The sequence below is a fragment of the Methanolobus sediminis genome (assembly GCF_031312595.1).
GTDB classification, from domain to species: domain Archaea; phylum Halobacteriota; class Methanosarcinia; order Methanosarcinales; family Methanosarcinaceae; genus Methanolobus; species Methanolobus sediminis.
On record NZ_CP133592.1, the window covers coordinates 1817586 to 1835266 of the forward strand.

Sequence of the window (17681 nt, forward strand, 5' to 3'; positions counted from 1 at the left end):
ATGAAAGTAAATTATGGGAACACTGTTCCCATATCTACTGTAGATTGGCACGGAAAGGTGTCAATCGTCTTCTTTTTACGTGGATGTCCTTACAGATGTCCTTATTGCCAGAACCATGAGCTTCTTTTTGAAAGCAACATGGTGGAAGCTTCCATACTTGAAGCAGAGATGAAGAAGTCACGGCCTTTTGTCAGCAGTGTGGTTTTCTCAGGTGGAGAACCACTGATGCAGAAGGATGCTGTGATCCATCTTGCAAAATATGCAAAAAAGATTGGTCTGCTCGTCGGCATTCATACCAATGGCCATTATCCTCACGTAATGGCCGAACTTATGGGTGAAGGGCTTGTGGACAAATTCTTCATCGATGTGAAAGCTCCGCTGGATAATGCTGAAAGTTATGCTAAAGCAATAGGGTGTAGGGATTTTACTGATATGCATATTGACCCAAAGGTAGCAGTAGATAAAGTATCCCGATCTATCAATCTGGTTCTGAATAATGGTATAGAACTTGAATTGAGGACGACCATTATCCGTGACTTCATGGGAAGTTCGGATGATGTGCACAACATTGCACGTTCCATCAATGAACTTACTGGCAGAAGAGATGTTGTCTATGTGCTCCAGCAGGGATTTGCTGACAGGGCCCTGCTTGAATCTCTCAGGGACAGAAAGCCTCTAGTTCGTGATGAACTTCTTGACTTGGCTCATGTTGCCCATGAATTTTTGGATAATATCTACATCAGGACAAAAGAGAAAGGCAATGAGAAGCTTAACTTCGAATCGATTTGAAGTTTAAACAATTTTTTAATACTTTCCTGTTAATCATTTAATTATACTTTAAAAAGGTGTGATTAAATGAAAGCAAAATTTGTTAGCATTGCTGTACTAATCATTTTACTGGCAGCTACTTTTATATCCGGCTGTGTGAGCAGCTATAAAGAATCCTCTATACAGTCTGCTGATTACATGACGGTTGAAGAGTATGATGATTCGTATGCAAGGAATGCCGTTCTGGATGAATCCGGATACGCTGATTATGGCGGAACTTCAACTGCTTCTGTGGATCGAAAAACAATAGCCACTGTGGACATGACCATACAGGTCAGCGATGCTGCAAAAGGTGTTGATGATATCTCTGAAATGGTAGAAGCATCAGGTGGATATGTTTCCAGTTCCTCTATATATGATTCATATTATGATTCCAATGAAGGCAAGGAAGGCTATATTACTGTCAGGATCCCAGAATCTGAATCCTCCTCTTTCCTTGAGAATGTAGGTGAACTGGGTGAAGTAACAAGTAAAAGTGTAAGTGCACAGGATGTTACGGAAGAGTATATTGATGTAAGTGCACGTCTGGATAATCTTCAAAGACAGGAAACCCGTCTTCAGGAGATTCTCAATATGACTGAAACTGTTGAGGATGTTCTGGCAGTTGAAAAGGAACTTGAAAGGGTTCGTGGTGATATTGAAAGCCTTACAGGAAGGCTGAATTATCTTGATGATCGTGTTGAGTTTTCAACCATCAATATCCGTGTAACAGAACCAAGGCCAATAACTCATTCATGGGGTATCAGGGATGCAATATCTGAATCTGTTAACGGTTTCATATCAATTGTCAATGCACTGATAATCCTTGTCGGTTATCTTCTGCCACTTGTAATCGTTTTGATTTTCTTTGGCGGAGCTGGTGTGTTAATCAGGAGAAGAATGAGAAGATAGGTTTTTAGTTGGATTTTTTAAGCTGGCATTGAACTGCCAGCAAAATTAATTTTCAGCTTTTAGTATTAGGCTTTAGTTACCAATGCTTCTCTGTCAAGTAATTATATATAGCACATTAAAATAGCAGATAACTATGAATGATCCTATTTCCGTATCCGAACTGGGTGAACGTCCTCTTATAAGTCGTTTATCCGGTATTTTCGGTTCAGTCTATAACCCTGATGTTCCATTGGGTGCAGGGCCTGATGATTGTGCTGTTGTTGATATTTCTGAAAATGAGTATATGGTGATAACAACAGATATGTTGCACCGCAAGACTGATTTTCCTCTTTGCATGACTCCGTGGCAGATTGGGTGGATGTCTGCTGCGGTTAATTTCAGTGATGTTGCGTCAATGGGTGCCAGGCCAATAGGTTTTCTATCAGCCATGGGTTTTTCTAAGGATACTGAACTCTCATTTGTTGATGAAATTTCAAGGGGAATGAACGATTGTGCAAAGTTCTGTGGGACTTCAGTTATAGGTGGCGATATCGATACTCACGATGAACTTACGATCACCGGTACAGCCCTTGGAAAAGTAAGCAAATCGGAACTTCTGACCCGAAGAGGTGCAAAACCCGGCGATATTATATGTGTAACTGGTTTTGCAGGTTCAGCAGGAGCTGCGTTGCATGCCCTTGAAAATGATATTGATATTCCGGATAGTCTTATGAATACTCTTCTTGAACCAGTTCCACGGGTTAATGAAGCTCAGGAACTCTCCCGTACAGGTGCCGTGACCAGTATGATGGATACCAGTGACGGACTGGCAATGTCGCTTCATGACCTCGCAGACCTTAATAAAGTGGGTTTCAAAATAGATGAGAAATCTCTTCCTATACAGCAGGAAATCGTAGATTTTATAAGTTCAGAACGCTCTGTTATTACTGATTTTGCACTTTATACAGGTGGTGATTTTGAGCTACTTTGCACAGTTTCCCCTGATATGCTGGAAGCTGCTCAAAGCGCATGTTATTTAAATGTTATAGGAGAAGTAGTTGACCGGGAAGTTGGTACTACACTTAGGTGCCATAACGGAGAAAACCTGACGATAAATCGAAAAGGTTATCTACAATTGGGGAATTAAGATTAGGCAGGATTAGTTTACGATATTTAATAATACAGTTCAATTTACGATTTAAGGAAGGTTTAGAATGCGAAATAAGCTTAAATTAATTTTATTTGGATTATCCCTAATAATATTCACAGGACTGGCATTAGGTTCTGCTCCTACTCTTTCTAATGTAGGTTCTAGTAGCATCTCTTTGGACAGTGCTGTAATCAGTTATGATGTGAACCAAAGTGATGCAGATACTCAAATCGAATATGGAACCACTCCCTCTTTAGGTTCTTCCAGTGCTATTTACAGTGGTCTATCTAGCTATAGTGAAACTCTTTCCGGTCTAAGTTCAGGCACTACTTATTATTATAGTGTTTTTGCTTACAATTCAAGTAATCCAGGTGAATTTTCCAATTCCACGATAGACAGCTTTACTACTACTGCTGCCAGTACTGACAGTGCTCCTGCCCTCTCTAATGTAGGTTCTAGTAGCATCTCTTCGGACAGTGCAGTGATTAGTTATGATGTGAACCAAAGTGATGCAGATACTCAGATCGAATATGGAACCACTCCCTCTTTAGGTTCTTCCAGTGCTATTTACAGTGGTTTATCTAGCTATAGTCAAACTCTTTCCAGTCTAAGTTCAGGCACTACTTATTATTATAGTGTTTTTGCTTATAATTCAAGTGACTCAAGTTTATTCTCCAATTCCACGATAGACAGCTTTACTACTACTGCTGCCAGTACTGACAGTGCTCCTGTCCTCTCTAATGTAGGTTCTAGTAGCATCTCTTCGGACAGTGCAGTGATTAGTTATGATGTGAACCAAAGTGATGCAGATACTCAGATCGAATATGGAACCACTCCCTCTTTAGGTTCTTCCAGTGCTATTTTCAGCGGTTTATCTAGCTATAGTGAAACTCTTTCCGGTCTAAGTTCAGGCACTACTTATTATTATAGTGTTTTTGCTTATAATTCAAGTGACTCAAGTTTATTCTCCAATTCCACGATAGACAGCTTTACTACATCTGCTTCCTCTTCTGCTCCAGATGCTTCATTCACAACAAATGTAACAGATGATGAAGGTGAAGTTCCTCTTACAGTTCAGTTCAATGACACTTCAGATAATGATCCGACATCTTGGGAATGGGACTTTGATGATGGTAGCGCTAATTCAACAGTTCAGAATCCAGTCCATACCTTTGATTCTGTAGGCACTTATGATGTCACTCTGACCGCAACCAACGCTGATGGTTCTGATTCTACAACTACGACAATTACTGTGTATTCCCAGACCTACTACACAGGTGACAGGATATGGGATGAGAATGCCAATCAATCAGCAGATAAATATATCTGGGATGCAAAGTCTTTCTCAGGTTTCTTCTATGACCTTGAATCAGGTTTCAGTTCTGAGAGCATGACCATCTATAACATAGACCGTTCACTTGGTGACGGTGACATTGTTTACCAGACAAGTCCGGTAGAAACCGACTTTGAAAACTCGGATTGGGGTTCATATCAGGTTATTGGATTTATGGCAGAGAAATACTTCGCAGGATACACTGATGATACAGATATCGATGGTGTCGATGAAGTAAGTCTTATGTCTGCAGGTCAGCTCTCAAAGGTTCTTCTTGATGATGATGACAAAGAGTCTGTTTATTCTGGTTCTTCACTTATACTTGAGGAAGGTTATGAACTGAATGTCGTTGAAGTTGACGTCAATGGAGACAGTGTTTATGTAACCCTCACACAAGATGGCGATGAACTTGATAGTGCAGTAATTTCCAGTGGAGATGACTATGTATATGAGACCGATCTTGGCGATGCAGATGATGTAGCATTGATAATTGTTCACATCGATGATGTATTCAGTGGTACTGAATCAAATGCTGTCTTCATCCAAGGTGTCTTCCAAATATCAGATGATTATGTTGAACTTGAAGACGGTGAATCCTATGGCGAGATGGAAATCACATCCATAAGTGACGACCTCATTGAAATGGAAAACGATGGGACAGTTTCACTTTCAAAAGGCAAGACAATTAATCTTATGGGCAGTATCAATCTCATAGTTGCTGACAACGATGATCTCAGATTTGCTCCATATGTTGACATGTCTGACCCAGGTACATACGAACTCCGTGGTACAGTTGCAGAAGAAGATGAGCTTCTCACATGGACGCCTCTTAACTTTGAAGGTTTCTACTATGATATTGATGAGGGTATACAAACTGAGAAACTTGAACTGACAGCTATATCCGGCAGAACAATTGACGATGGTGACCTTGTTTACACTAGTGTGCCTAAGCCTGTTGAGTTTGAACACTCAGACTGGGGAGAATTCCAGGTAATCGGATTTATGGCCGAGAAATACTTCGCAGGTTATACAGATGATACAGATGTCGATGGTGTTGATGACGTAAGCCTCATGTCCAACGGCCAGCTCTCGGAAGTTCTGCTTGACGACGATGATAAAGCATCAGTTTATTCCGGTTCCTCATTGATCCTTGAGGAAGGTTATACTCTGGATATAATTGAAGTCGACACTAGTGGTGACAGTGTACTTATTGAACTGTATCAGGACGGAGATGAAGTAGATACTGAAATCGTATCTGCGAACGATGATTATGTCTATGAGAAAGACCTTGGTGATGCAGATGATGTGCCTATCATAATAATACACTTCAACGAGGTATTTGCCGGTAGCGAATCAAACGCTGTCTTCGTAGAGGGTATTTTCCAGATATCAGAAGATTATATCAGTCTGGAAGATGGAGATACTTATGGCGAGATGGAGGTTACCAGTTATAGTGAAGATTCCATTGTCATGAAGAATGAGGATTCAATCAGTCTTTCAAAAGACAAGGATATCACTCTCATGGGAGAAGTTGGTATAAGGGTAGCTGACTCAGGTACTCTAAGATACTATCCATATGTTGAAGTTACAACCGCTGCTTCCCAGGCACTGACCATTAGCCTTAGTGACTCTACTGTGTCAGAAGGCGATGAGGTAACAATCACCGTAACTTCACGCGGTTCAAGAATAGCAGATGCCACTGTTAAGGTGGAAGGAACTACTATCGGAACCACTGATGATGAAGGTACAATTGATTATGACGCAGATGAGATTGGTACTCTAGAGATAACTGCCGAAAAGGATGGTTACACATCTGCTTCTGAAGATCTTGAGGTAATTGATCCTGATGATGAAACCAGGAAGATGAGCATCGAGGTCTCACCTGATAAGGTTTATGTGGGTAATTCTATTACCATCTATGTCTTGCAGGCAATCGGCGGCGATGAAATTTCTGGAGTAACTGTCACATTTGACGGAAAATCCATTGGCACGACTGACAGCGATGGTACTGTAACTTACACAGCAACAGAAGCGGGTACTCACTCAATTGAAGCTACAAAGTCCGGTATGAATGATGCCGAACTTGATCTTAAGGTCAATGAACTTGCTGCAGAGTTTGAATTCAGCAATCTGGAAATAAGCCCTCTTGAGATCAAACAGGGACAGAAAGCAACAATTACCGCTGATGTCACCAACACAGGTACAGCAGAAGGTTCCTATAATGTTGAGCTCAAGGTTGATGACGTAATAGTAGATTCCCAGACAATAACACTTTCAGTTGGTAATTCTACAACAGTTGAGTTTACCCACGAAGAAGAAGAACCTGGTACTTATGAAGTACAGCTTGGAGATCTTACAACAACATATGAGGTCTTTGAGAAATCAGGCACGATATGGTATGTTCTCGGAGCAATTGGTCTTGCAGCAATTGGTGGAGTTGCATATCTGTTCACAGCAGGTGGATGGACAGTAGAAATAGCACAGGCAAAGGCTGCAGAAGCAGTAGCAGCAATCAAAGAGTTGATCGGGAAATAACCGATAAACTCTTTTTACCTTTTTTTATTCTAATTTTTATTCTTTATCAAAATCAACTTATCTTCTTGGCCACAAGCTCGATAGCCTCAAAAAGACTATTCTTTGGCATGATGGTTGCAACAGGTATTCTCAGTATTTTTTCCACTGTAGGGCTGACTATGGGTGCACACACAAGTGCTTTTGCTCCATCTCTTTCTGCACGTACGGCAGCAATAATGGCTTCTTCCATGGAAGTTGCAGAATACTCTCTGATAGTACAAAGGTTTCCGCATATCTTTCTTTTAGTTTCACTGATATTGTCCAGCACCGGTCTTGCAGCAATCACCGCAATGAATTCTCCCTTTTCAGAACCTTCCAGTCTTTTTACCGTTTTAATTATTTGTCTTAGTGTCTTGACATTAGGTTCTCTTTTTCCGGACATGATCTTATAGAGAGTACTGGCAGGTACACCTGCCTGCTCTGCAAACTCTGCCATATTCATGTTCAGGTCTTCTTTTATAGTAGTAGAAAGGATTCGTCTGAAATCTTCATCAGATTCAAAAACAGCATCTATTATTTTTTCTACAGTGCTCATCTTTTATCTCCTCATACACAAATAGCCCCCAAAGGTTAATTTATAAATATAATTATCCTTATAAGGATATAAACTTTCTGGATTGTAGAAATATATATAATATATAGGATCATGCAAACAAATTATCTAATATTATTACAGGTGGTAATGTGAATCACACAAAGACAATTAAATTAGCTTCTACTTTATTTCTTGTGATTGCACTTGTTCTTGCTGTATTCGTATCAGGATGCGCAGAGGACACAGCTGATCAGGAAGAAGAGCAGGCAGATAATATTACTGAATTAACATTTGGTTATCAGCCAAGTACTCATCAGATAGCCTATCTTACTGCCAGGGAAAAAGGCTGGTGGCTTGAAGACCTTGAGCCTTATGGAATAGTTTCAATCAATGACAATGTTTTCCCAACTGGTGCACCTGAAATGCAGGCTATGCTTGCAGGTGAGATCGATGTTGCATATGTAGGTGCAGCTCCTGTTATCGCTGCTCTTGCAAACGGTCTTGATGCAAAGATCGTGGCTGCTGTTCAGATACAGGGTTCAGACCTGGTACTAAGAACAGACCTTCCATATGAGAGTCCGGAAGATCTCAGAGGACTTACTATAGCAACATTCCCTGCTGGAACCATTCAGGATACTCTGTTAAGGAACTGGTTGAAAGAGAATGGAATTGACCCTGATACAGATGTTGAGATCAAGGGCATGGGTCCAGGGGATGCAATGACAGCTATCTCAGCAGGTCAGGTAGATGCAGTATTCCTTCCTCACCCCTCACCAACAATGATCGAAAGTGAAGGTACTGGCAGGTCAGTTGTATCATCAGGTGAAATGCTTCAGGATCATGCATGCTGTGTGGTTGCTGTAAGTGGCGACCTCATAAGAAATCATCCTGATATTGTGCAGCAGATAGTTGCAACCCATGTCCGTGCAACTGAATACAACTCAGAGAACCTTGGTGAAGCAGCACAGATATTTGCTGATGATCAGGACTGGGATGTTGAGCTGGTAAACAAATCAATTGCAGATTGGGATGGTTCCTGGGTAGCTGATCCAAACCTTATAGTCAATTCAACAGTTGATTATGCACAGGTTCAGTATGAACTTGGATACATAAGCACACCACTCACGCAGGATGACATATTTGATCTGAGCTTCTATGATGCTCTAGATCAATAATCTTTTTTTCTTTTTTGATACTAACTTAAATAATAAGTAGACATTTCTATCTTTGTTCGGAGTCTTATTATCTCCAACTATCGGAGGACCCATGGTGAAAAAACACATCCAAGTACTGAAAGAGAAAAGTGTAGAAATCATCTCTATATTTTCTGCGATAGTTCTCTGGCAAATTATAGCAGTCTATTTTGTAGGAAATAAGTTATATCTGCCAAGTTTCACGGATGTGGCTGGTGCATTGGTTGAAATTATGTCCAGAGACTCAAGTCTGGCTATAATGGGTCTTAAATTGCAGCTTCCAATGTTAGTGGTTGATTTTCTGTTTAGTATGATGCACTTTAGTATAGGTCTTGTTTCAGCCCTTATTATAGGGATTCCAATAGGCATGATAATGGGCTGGTTCCGTACAATTGACCGTATGGTTGACCCTATTGTAGAGATAATACGTCCGATTCCGCCTCTGGCATGGATTCCTTTTGCCATAATATGGATTGGTCTGAATCCCTTTGCAGCAGGTTTTCTGATATTTATCGGTGCAGTTTTCCCTATTATGATCAATACTTTTACAGGTTTTAAAAGCGTATCCAGAGTGTATGTGGAAGCAGCAAAAGTATTGGGTTGTAACACCAATCTTGAACTCATACGGTACGTAGCCCTTCCTTCAGCTCTTCCTTCCATTGCGGCTGGAATTAGAATAGCAATGGGTGTCGGATGGATGTGTCTTGTTGCTGCCGAGATGTTTGGAGTCAGCAGGAACGGCCTTGGTTATCAGATGTGGCATTTTTACGATCTTCACAGAATGGAATTTGTACTTGTTTATATGCTGATACTTGGTTTCCTTGGACTCTTCATTGACAGGTTGCTGAGATACTATATCGATGGTAAGCTCCTTAAATGGCGCAAAGGTGTGGTGATCTGAATGGGCGGTGTAAAAGTAACCAATGTATCCCGCAAGTTCACTAAGGACGAAGATAAATCTACACTGGCGCTGGATAATGTAAGCCTTGAAGTTGATGACAAGGATTTTGTATGTTTTATCGGTCCTTCCGGCTGTGGTAAAACCACATTGTTAAGGATAATTTCCGGTCTTGATAAGCCTGATAGTGGTGAAATTTATCTGGATGGTTCCAAGATAGATTCGCCTGGCCCTGACAGGGGCATGGTTTTCCAGGAATACTCACTTTTCCCGTGGAAAACTGTTATCGATAACATCATATTCGGTCCGCAGATGAGTGGCATAAAAAAGAAAGATGCTATTGCCAAAGGTGAAATGTATCTCGATCTTGTTGGCCTTCAGCAGTTCAGGGATAGTTATCCATACGAACTTTCAGGTGGTATGAAACAGAGGGTTGCAATTGCAAGGGCACTTGCCAACGAACCTGCAGTACTTTTAATGGACGAACCTTTTGGTGCACTGGATGCCCAGACACGTAACATACTCCAGCAGGAATTACTGGAAATATGGCAGAAAAAGAATATCACCATTCTTTTTGTCACACATAGTGTTGATGAAGCAGTTTTCCTTGCAGATAAAATAGTGATGATGAGTGCCCGTCCGGGAAAGATCAAGGAAATAATCAATGTTGACCTTCCAAGGCCAAGGGACAGGACAAGTCCCGAAGCAAACAGGCTTCGTGACCATATACTGAAATCTCTTCTGAAAGAACAAGGGCATTGATGATGCGTTCACTCAGAACGCACAATTACCTTAGTTCCAGACTCAATTTCTTTGATGCTGACCTTACCTACGAGTTCTATTGTGCTGCTGGCTTTTGCAAATCCTATCTTTGATCCGGGGCGTACGTGCATATCATCTCCGGCAATCGCTGATCCCTCTATTTTTACAGAATCAAATATCTTAAGATCGCCATCCACTTCAACGTTCCCGTTTATCTCAGACCTGGCACCTATAATAGCTTCATCTGCTCTGACATTGCCTTTAACAAAAGTACCTTTTCCAAGTTTCAGTACTCCTTTTACATTGATGTCTTTCCAGAAATTGGAACCCTGTCCGACTATAAGGTTCCCGTCTACATTGATGTCCTTTTCAAAATAGCTGTTTTTTCGGGTAATGTAAGTGTTAGAGTCCTCATGATATTTTATTGGATTTTCACTCATCTAAGGTCACCATATATACTCCAATAGTTTTTTCAGATTATAAATGCTCTTCTGAATACAGGTATTCTTTATCCTGTCTGTTTTTTCTTTTCTTATAGTTTATCTGGTGTGAATATCTATGTATGCAATATATGTGGAATGAGTTCCTATATTTTATTAGCACTTATATACAATAGACAATGGATACTAACTATTATATATTATATACTCAATACAATTATATGGTATCTGAAACCTGTTGATGTAGTTTCCACAGTTTGTTTGTCGGATACAAAGGTGTATAGATGGTTGTAAACAAAGAAATGCTTGATTTCGAGAATGGCAATAATGGTCATTCATCCGACATAGAGACATCTTTGTTACGGGTAAGTGAAATCTCTTTTTCCGATATTGATCAATCACAGGCATTTTATGATATGGTCGACCAGCTAATTATGATAGTTGATGAAAACAATTGCATCATCCTGGCAAATACAAAGGCTCAAGAACATTTTGGCCTTGAAAAGGGAACATCAAATGAAGACTTCATCGAATTATGTATCCCCGATGAAGAAAAGGAATTTGCTACATCTTTCTTATCTTCTTTTTTCCTGAAAAATACAGATGAAGCGGAATTTCCATTTTCTACTGAACTTCTGATTAAAGCTTCAAATAACATGATATCAACGTTTCTTATCAATGTCAGTCTTCTAAAGGATACGGATTCTTCTAAAAAAGCAGTGCTTCTTTCATTTGCGAATATCCAGAATAAAAACGATTTTGAAAATGAAATGCTAAACGATATTGAAAAATTATTCAAACATCTTGATTCAATTCCCTATGCACTTGTTTTTTCTGATCAGTCCGGTGAGATCACTTTCTGGAATCGCAAGGCAACCCTTCTTTTTGGTTTTAGCAAAGATGAAATTATCGGGAAAAACATCAATACGGTTATGCCAAAACGTTATCGTAAGGCACATGAAGGCTGGGATGAAATTATCTCCATAGGAAAATCTCCTGTCGTTGGTAAGATCATTGAAGTTACCGGTCTGCGCAAGGACAACACTGAATTCCCTCTTGAATTGGCCGTTACAACTACCCGATATAAAGGCGATATTTTCCATGGAGCTATCATCAATGATATTTCACAGAGGAAAATGAAAGAGAGGCTCACAAGTATTGCAAAGAACAAATATCGCCTGATGTTCGAAAAATCGCCTCTTGGTATTTTCCACTTCAATGAGAATGGAGTTATCACTCAGTGTAATGAGATTCTTGTCCGAATTCTTGGAGTTCCTGAAGAGCAGGTGATATCAAAGGTCATCGGGTTTAATATAATTAATTCTTTTAGCGATGAAAATGATATCAAGAAAGCTATAAAACAGGTCCTTGCAGGCATTCCTGCCAGATATGAGGATGACTTTAAGTCTCCTTTTTCAGACAAAGTGATTCCTATAAAAGCAGAGTTCAGTCCGGTAATATCTGATGAAGGTAAATTCATGGGTGGGGTCTGTGTTGTTGAGGATTTCACTGAGCGCAAGGCTGCAGAAAAAGCCCTTAATCAATATGCAGAAGATCTTGCAAGGGCAAATGTGGAATTGAAATCTCTTGATCGTATGAAGGATGAGTTCATTTCCAACCTAAGACATGAGTTAAAGACGCCACTTATTCCTATCAAAGGATACAGTGAGCTGATGTATGAAGGAGCTATGGGAGAACTTACTCAGAAGCAGAAAGATGCAGTCGAAAAGATAATGTTCAGTTCAGAGAGGCTCAGAAGGCTGATCGATTCATTATTGTATGTCAGTATTACCGAGGGTGGCAATGTACAATATACATTCTTGCCTCTGAGGATATGCGAGGTTATTGATTCTGCATTGTATAACAGGGATTCTGAGATCAAACGTAAGAAGCATGTTGTGGAAAAATCTATTCCCTGTGACGTTCCATTGATAAATGGTGATCTTGATTATCTGGAAGAAGTATTTATTAACATTTTAGATAATTCTGTTAAATTCATGCATGATGGTGGTAAGATCAAAATAACAGGTATACTTCAGGATGATAACAAGATCCATATCAAAATAAATGATGAAGGTATAGGTATCTCCGAAGAGAAACTGCCTAATATCTTCAACAGATTTTATCAGGTTGATGGTTCGTCAACACGTAAATATGGTGGCAATGGGCTTGGACTGTACATATGTAAAAAGATTATAGAAGCTCACAATGGTTCCATATGGGCTGAGAGTAAGGAAAATTCAGGCACCACTATTCATGTACTTCTTCCAACCAAGTGATTACTGACTGTTCATGTATTCGTATAGTGAGATAAGCGACAGAGAAGTTGTATTGATGTCTCCGACATCTTTTCCCCACCAACCATTGTCATTCATCTGGTCAAGTATCCATTCCACAGATTCACTGACTTCATCTTTATGTCCTGCAAGCATCAGTGACTGGATAACAAGGTTGCTGGTTGCAGGTGTTTTCCAGGAATTGTTCTTTTCTTTCCGTGAGATAATCCACTTAGCTTTCTCTTCAATGAATATATCATATTCGTTTGTGTTGCCAGTTTTTCCCTGTTTTATCAGGGCTGTGATTACAAGGGCTGTTGTTCCGGGATGTTCCCATTTTTCCCTATAATTCTCAATAAGCCACCAGCATCCTTGAGGATTGAAGAAGCCAAGATCTGCGAGTGCTGCAAGAGCATATGTGCTGTCATAGACGTCCTCATTCCAGGAACCATTGTTTTGCTTTTCAAGGATCCATTTGCCAGTTTCAGGAAACATGGTTCCAGTCAGCGCAAGAACAGATGCAGCACGTGAAGTATCTCTCAAATCATTATTCCAGGAGTTTCCTGTGCGCAGGCCGATAAGCTGTTCTGTGAAATTATTAACCTCATTCCAGAGATAACTTGCCTGTGTCACGCGTGCAAGGTCTTTTACTTTCGTAATCTCCTGCGAATAAAGCCACTTGAACGATGCTTCACTCTTAAAAATCATAATCTTCCAGACGGCCTGCGGATTTATTTATCTTTCTGCGTGCACTGCATCCTGTACCTGCGGCGTTCTTTGTATTCCATGACCTTTCCGGGATTCCAGTTGTTCACATGTCCGTAGTAACCTGTGACTCTGGATATATGATCAATGATTTCTGCATGGCAATATGGACACTTTTCCTGTAGTCCTCTGGAGTTGTGACCGTTTTCACATATGGAAAAATCCGGTGAGAAACAGAAGTATGCAAGTTCTGTCTCTGTTAGCCGGTTAATGAATTCTGAAAGCCCGTCAGTGTCAGGGAAACTTTCTCCCATCCAGATGTGGCATATTGTACCGCCTGTAAAATATGGATGAAACTCTGCTTCCGTTGCTATGCGGTTGACAAGAGATGTCTCAGTTTTGTAAGGTACATGTGTAGAATTAGTGTAATACGGGATTTCATTGTTTCCCTGTACGTTTGCCCTTTCCCTGTACCGTTCTTTATCCATCAGTGCAAAACGGTAGGCAGTGCTCTCTGCAGGTGTCTGTTCCAGAGTGTATTCGATGTTGTCCTCAATGGCAAATTCCTGTATCCTGTCTGCCATGTAGCGTATTATTTCGATACCTTCTTTCTTTTTCTCAATGATCCCTTCGCCGGTAAGGTTCATGAGACACTCGTTCAGTCCGACAACACCAAATGTCAGGTGTCTTTTCTCAAATTCATAATAAGGCATTCCGTCATCAGTTGATTTCAGAAGCCATGGAAGTATTTTCCATACATGGAGAGATTTATTGATAATCTCATTTCCTTCAACAAGCGCCAGCCTGCTTATTTCCAGGACTTTGTCCAGTTCTGTAAAGAAATCATCCGTCTCTTTAGCCTTAAGGGCGACACCGGGGAGGTTTATTGAAACAACTTTATTGGAACCATTTCCCATTCCTCCGGCACTCCATATCCCTCCGGTATGTCTGGCAAAGAGTCGGCAGCACATTGCGTGCACGGTCTCGTCGGAAAGATAGTTCGCTTTCAGATTCAGGAAATATGGGGCTCCGGTTGAGGCAGTTGCCTGCATTGTAAGTTTCCAAAGAGGATCATCAGGATCAAGGTCTCTGGTAATTGCAGTTGTCATCAATGGGAAAGTGAATGGCAATCCCTGTCCATCACCTTCTGTGGCAACCTTCATAAATGCTCTATAGATTGTTCTTGCTTCTTCCTCAAATGAGGAATATGTATCATCAAGTTCCTTTCCATCGAAGATTACTTTCTGGTCTGCAATGAGGGAAGGGCATGTAATTCGCAGTCCAATGTTTGTGAAGGCACTCTGTGCTCCCGGGCGGTTGGACTGGTTCATCTGGAACATGAATCCCTGTATCATTTGCCTGAGCTGTTCTTCAGTGATGTTATCGTGATGTAGATGTGGTGCAAGCATCCAGTTCAGCATGTCTATTGCCTGTGCTCCTGCGAAGAATTGTTGTGAGTGCAGCATAAAGGACATTGAATGATAGAGTGCAGACTGGAAACGCTTTGCAGGAAGGCTGGTTGTATCTGGAAATCTCAGTCCGTCCTTCAGGAATATCCTTGCATCGATTCCGTTACAATATGGTTTGAAAGGATTTTGCAGGTCATGGATATGAATAAGTCCTTCTCTGTGTGCCTTGGCACTTTCCGGTGAGTAGAGTTTCTCCAGAGCGTATTGTTTCTTAATCTGGGACGCAATGTGCAGGTCTACAACAGACGGACTCAGGCGTGTGTTTGAGTTTTCCTTTAGCAGCCAGCTTCTGTCCAGCAGGACATCTTCTACGAGTTCTATTGGGTTTATGAAGTCAAGCCTGTCAATATTCTCATGGCTCCCCGTTCCCATAAAGAAAAGTCTGTGTTTTTAGTATAAATACTGATTGAGGTATCAGATTCTGGATATATAACTAATTAACGAATAAAAAAGAATCAAAGGAAGAATAATCTTCCTGTGGTTTTATTTCTTGAAATTCTCGACAGAATCAACAATAGCAGCGAATTCCTTGCCCCAGAGCATTTCTTCGTTGATGTCGGTGTGGACTTTCCCGCTGTCCTCGATCTCTGCTATCTTTGGGTCCATTGGAAGTTCGCCAAGAATATTTACATTGAAATCTGTGGCTGCCTTCTCAACTCCACCTCTTCCGAAAATCTCTATCTTTTCGTCACAGTGTGGGCAGATTATTCCTGCCATGTTCTCTACGATACCGATTACAGGTACTTTAAGGATCTCTGCGAATTTGATGGATTTCCTGACACTTACAAGAGCAACATCCTGTGGGGTTGTTACAACAACAGCACCTTCCATCTTCTCGATGAGCTGTGCGATACTCAGTGGTTCGTCACCGGTTCCAGGTGGCAGGTCAACGATAAGGTAATCGAGTTTGCCCCATGATACATCTTCAAGGAACTGTTTGATAGCTGCCATCTTTGCAGGTCCTCTCCATATGACAGGTGCATCCTTATCCTCTAGAAGAAGTGCCACAGACATTACAACAAGGTTCTCTGTGACGCTGATAGGTACGATACCGTTCTCATCGACCTCAGGTCTTGTATCCTCGATACCGAACATCTTCGGGATGCTTGGTCCGTGGATGTCCGCGTCAAGAAGTCCGACCTTGTGTCCGCGTTCAGCAAGCCTTGCAGCCAGGTTTGCAGCAACAGTACTTTTTCCTACTCCGCCTTTGCCGCTCATGACCATTATCTTCTTTTTAATGGCTCTCATGTTCCTGACAAGCTTTGGAACCTCAGGCTTTTTTAAAAGGTCCTCTGTACTCTGGATATTCTGTGTCATATGATCTCCTTCATGATTTAGATATGGTAATTGTGGACAACAAATAACGGTCTGGCAACTATTCCGTGTCCGGGGAATCTTTGCCAGTTATTTCAATGGCTTTGCCTTCGATAAGTGCAGAAGCCACTTTTCTCCTTGCATTCTGAAGATCCTGCCAGAATGCCCGCCTTGAAATGCCCATGCTGATAGCTGCTTCTTCCTGCTGCAATCCTTCAAGATCTGCAAGACGCAGGGCTTCCAGCTCTTCAATGGCAAGAGTAACGGTTTCAAGTTCTTTTAGTGGCACTCCTCGTGGTTTAAAATATAATACATCAGGGGAGCACTCTATTCTTCTGGGTGATTTGGGTCTTCCTCTGCAAGTCATTGTTATGCACTCAATACTTGATTTCTTATTTATATCTTGGCAGAAAAAGATATATATTTAATCTCTTTTGTGCGATATTCTGCTTATGTAAGTTTATCCTACAAAATATGCCAGGATACTGAGAAGTCCCAATGCAATACAGAACTTTGAAAAATCTATCTTTTTGGCCGCTTTTATGAAGAGGTCAATAGTAAGTATTCCGGTAACAAAAGCAAAGATCAAAGCAACTATTGAATTTGCGGTGATGTCCAGCAGTCCCATGGCTTCCATTCCAACATTTGCAGCCAGTACTGCAGGTATGCTCATAAGGAAACTAAGTCTCAGTGCCTGTGCTGGTTCAATGTTTCGCAGAATCAGGGTTGAAACCGTGATCCCTGAACGGCTGACGCCCGGCAGAGCTGAAAATCCCTGTGTGATACCAACAATTACCGCATCCACGATACCTGTCGTTTCCCTGTGAATAGTCCTCTTTGCTGCAGACATCTGGAGCAGACCGGTGAATATAAGCAATCCTCCAATGATCGCGGTTGCTAGCCTGCCGGAAAAATCATTACCATTTGTTGCAAAGAGTATTAATGGAAGTCCGATAATTCCGGTTATTGCAGTTGTTATTAATAAGAATGTGATGATGCTGCTTTTCTTCTCTTCGATATCCCTGCTTTTAACATATTGCGGGATATCTGCGATAATCCTGAGGATGTCTTTTCTGAAATATACGATTGCAGAGAGCAATGTCCCGGTGTGCAGCCATATAGCTATAGGGAGGGCGTCCGAAAGTGTCTTTCCAAAAAAGTTCAACATTACAAGTGTGGTCATGCCTTCACTGCTAATGGGGAGCCATTCTGCTAACCCCTGCACAATTCCTAGTACGATTGCTTCTAAAATTGTTAACATCCAGTCCCAATTTTACTTTTTTTGTATATATAAGGGATGGTTATACTTGTGTTTTTTTTCTTTTAAATATTCT

15 protein-coding genes are annotated in these 17681 nt (G+C 41.0%); 8 read left to right on the forward strand and 7 right to left on the reverse strand.

Annotated elements, in window-relative coordinates:
* From RE474_RS08940 to RE474_RS08955, 4 genes are all read left to right on the forward strand, one after another.
* Positions 1–789 (forward strand): anaerobic ribonucleoside-triphosphate reductase activating protein, encoded by a 789-nt coding sequence (locus RE474_RS08940; RefSeq protein WP_309310034.1) that lies wholly within the window; start codon positions 1–3, stop codon positions 787–789.
* Positions 790–855: 66 nt separating this feature from the next.
* Positions 856–1719, forward strand: a complete 864-nt coding sequence (locus RE474_RS08945) for a DUF4349 domain-containing protein (RefSeq protein WP_309310035.1) — start codon at positions 856–858, stop codon at positions 1717–1719.
* A 133-nt stretch (positions 1720–1852) separates the two neighbouring features.
* Positions 1853–2845, forward strand: coding sequence for a thiamine-phosphate kinase (thiL, locus tag RE474_RS08950; RefSeq protein WP_309310036.1), 993 nt, complete (start codon positions 1853–1855; stop codon positions 2843–2845).
* A 67-nt stretch (positions 2846–2912) separates the two neighbouring features.
* Positions 2913–6716: an MA0829/MM1976 family S-layer protein gene (locus tag RE474_RS08955; RefSeq protein WP_309310037.1), complete on the forward strand. Its 3804-nt coding sequence runs from the start codon at positions 2913–2915 to the stop codon at positions 6714–6716.
* A 52-nt stretch (positions 6717–6768) separates the two neighbouring features.
* Here RE474_RS08955 and RE474_RS08960 read toward each other — a convergent pair whose 3' ends face one another.
* Positions 6769–7290, reverse strand: coding sequence for a helix-turn-helix domain-containing protein (locus RE474_RS08960; RefSeq protein ID WP_091708943.1), 522 nt, complete (start codon positions 7288–7290; stop codon positions 6769–6771).
* A 167-nt stretch (positions 7291–7457) separates the two neighbouring features.
* Between RE474_RS08960 and RE474_RS08965 the strand changes: the two genes are divergently transcribed.
* The 3 genes from RE474_RS08965 (at position 7458) to RE474_RS08975 (ending at position 10143) form a co-directional block, all read left to right on the forward strand.
* A complete protein-coding gene (locus tag RE474_RS08965) occupies positions 7458–8465 on the forward strand; it encodes an ABC transporter substrate-binding protein (protein ID WP_438861590.1) in 1008 nt (335 codons plus the stop codon).
* A 91-nt stretch (positions 8466–8556) separates the two neighbouring features.
* The gene (locus RE474_RS08970) at positions 8557–9384 is read left to right on the forward strand and encodes an ABC transporter permease (RefSeq protein WP_309310039.1); all 828 of its coding nucleotides are present in this window, start codon (positions 8557–8559) and stop codon (positions 9382–9384) included.
* A complete protein-coding gene (locus tag RE474_RS08975) occupies positions 9385–10143 on the forward strand; it encodes an ABC transporter ATP-binding protein (RefSeq protein ID WP_309310040.1) in 759 nt (252 codons plus the stop codon).
* A gap of 8 nt (positions 10144–10151) precedes the next feature.
* On the opposite strand, the gene RE474_RS08980 is transcribed toward RE474_RS08975, so the two are convergent.
* A complete protein-coding gene (locus tag RE474_RS08980) occupies positions 10152–10583 on the reverse strand; it encodes a bactofilin family protein (protein WP_309310041.1) in 432 nt (143 codons plus the stop codon).
* A 284-nt stretch (positions 10584–10867) separates the two neighbouring features.
* Between RE474_RS08980 and RE474_RS08985 the strand changes: the two genes are divergently transcribed.
* Positions 10868–12862, forward strand: a complete 1995-nt coding sequence (locus RE474_RS08985) for a PAS domain S-box protein (protein ID WP_309310042.1) — start codon at positions 10868–10870, stop codon at positions 12860–12862.
* On the opposite strand, the gene RE474_RS08990 is transcribed toward RE474_RS08985, so the two are convergent.
* The 5 genes from RE474_RS08990 to RE474_RS09010 all read right to left on the reverse strand — a co-directional run bounded on the left by RE474_RS08990 (position 12863) and on the right by RE474_RS09010 (position 17608).
* On the reverse strand, positions 12863–13567 hold the full coding sequence (locus RE474_RS08990) for a prenyltransferase/squalene oxidase repeat-containing protein (RefSeq protein WP_309310043.1): 705 nt from the start codon (positions 13565–13567) through the stop codon (positions 12863–12865). It abuts the gene before it with no gap.
* Between the two features lie 23 nt (positions 13568–13590).
* On the reverse strand, positions 13591–15405 hold the full coding sequence (nrdD, locus tag RE474_RS08995; RefSeq protein ID WP_309310044.1) for an anaerobic ribonucleoside-triphosphate reductase: 1815 nt from the start codon (positions 15403–15405) through the stop codon (positions 13591–13593).
* A 111-nt stretch (positions 15406–15516) separates the two neighbouring features.
* Complete coding sequence (locus RE474_RS09000) at positions 15517–16350, reverse strand: Mrp/NBP35 family ATP-binding protein (protein WP_309310045.1); 834 nt, start codon at positions 16348–16350, stop codon at positions 15517–15519.
* 58 nt (positions 16351–16408) lie between these two features.
* Positions 16409–16714, reverse strand: coding sequence for a DUF134 domain-containing protein (locus RE474_RS09005; protein WP_309310046.1), 306 nt, complete (start codon positions 16712–16714; stop codon positions 16409–16411).
* Positions 16715–16807: 93 nt separating this feature from the next.
* A complete protein-coding gene (locus RE474_RS09010) occupies positions 16808–17608 on the reverse strand; it encodes an undecaprenyl-diphosphate phosphatase (protein ID WP_309310047.1) in 801 nt (266 codons plus the stop codon).
* Positions 17609–17681: the final 73 nt, after the last annotated feature.

Bases quoted from the DNA above. Each gene is read 5' to 3' on its own strand.
- RE474_RS08975 (WP_309310040.1), top strand. From the start codon at position 9,385: ATGGGCGGTGTAAAAGTAACCAATGTATCCCGCAAGTTCACTAAGGAC.
- RE474_RS08985 (WP_309310042.1), top strand. From the start codon at position 10,868: ATGGTTGTAAACAAAGAAATGCTTGATTTCGAGAATGGCAATAATGGT.
- RE474_RS09010 (WP_309310047.1), bottom strand. From the start codon at position 17,608: ATGTTAACAATTTTAGAAGCAATCGTACTAGGAATTGTGCAGGGGTTA.
- nrdD (WP_309310044.1), bottom strand. From the start codon at position 15,405: ATGGGAACGGGGAGCCATGAGAATATTGACAGGCTTGACTTCATAAAC.
- RE474_RS09005 (WP_309310046.1), bottom strand. From the start codon at position 16,714: ATGACTTGCAGAGGAAGACCCAAATCACCCAGAAGAATAGAGTGCTCC.
- RE474_RS09000 (WP_309310045.1), bottom strand. From the start codon at position 16,350: ATGACACAGAATATCCAGAGTACAGAGGACCTTTTAAAAAAGCCTGAG.
- RE474_RS08980 (WP_309310041.1), bottom strand. From the start codon at position 10,583: ATGAGTGAAAATCCAATAAAATATCATGAGGACTCTAACACTTACATT.
- RE474_RS08960 (WP_091708943.1), bottom strand. From the start codon at position 7,290: ATGAGCACTGTAGAAAAAATAATAGATGCTGTTTTTGAATCTGATGAA.
- RE474_RS08990 (WP_309310043.1), bottom strand. From the start codon at position 13,567: ATGATTTTTAAGAGTGAAGCATCGTTCAAGTGGCTTTATTCGCAGGAG.
- thiL (WP_309310036.1), top strand. From the start codon at position 1,853: ATGAATGATCCTATTTCCGTATCCGAACTGGGTGAACGTCCTCTTATA.
- RE474_RS08970 (WP_309310039.1), top strand. From the start codon at position 8,557: ATGGTGAAAAAACACATCCAAGTACTGAAAGAGAAAAGTGTAGAAATC.
- RE474_RS08945 (WP_309310035.1), top strand. From the start codon at position 856: ATGAAAGCAAAATTTGTTAGCATTGCTGTACTAATCATTTTACTGGCA.
- RE474_RS08955 (WP_309310037.1), top strand. From the start codon at position 2,913: ATGCGAAATAAGCTTAAATTAATTTTATTTGGATTATCCCTAATAATA.
- RE474_RS08940 (WP_309310034.1), top strand. From the start codon at position 1: ATGAAAGTAAATTATGGGAACACTGTTCCCATATCTACTGTAGATTGG.